This window comes from Cytobacillus praedii (assembly GCF_001439605.1).
In the GTDB taxonomy this organism is placed as follows: domain Bacteria; phylum Bacillota; class Bacilli; order Bacillales; family Cytobacillaceae; genus Cytobacillus; species Cytobacillus praedii.
Window position 1 is genome coordinate 1 of record NZ_LMBX01000080.1, and the last position, 228, is coordinate 228.

1 pseudogene is annotated in these 228 nt (G+C 38.6%); it reads right to left on the minus strand.

What is annotated here, in order from left to right:
- Positions 1-228: pseudogene (locus ASU02_RS25560) on the minus strand (IS5/IS1182 family transposase); the annotation flags it as partial.

A 228-nucleotide genomic window follows, 5' to 3' on the forward strand; every position in this document is an offset into this window, starting at 1 on the left:
TCCGGATCTGTTTTAGAATAACTATTACGTATGCCAAAGATTTCAAAGTCCTGTTGGTATTTCTGTTTTCGTAAGACCAAATCAAGCAACTGTTTACGCACTTGTTTCGGGTATTTGCGTTCACTTCTTAGAGCTTTTCTTTCTGGAACGTCTGATGATGCTTCAATTTGTTTATCATACTCGGTTATGACATCGCCCACTTTTTGAACCATTTGTGTGAGCTCTTCC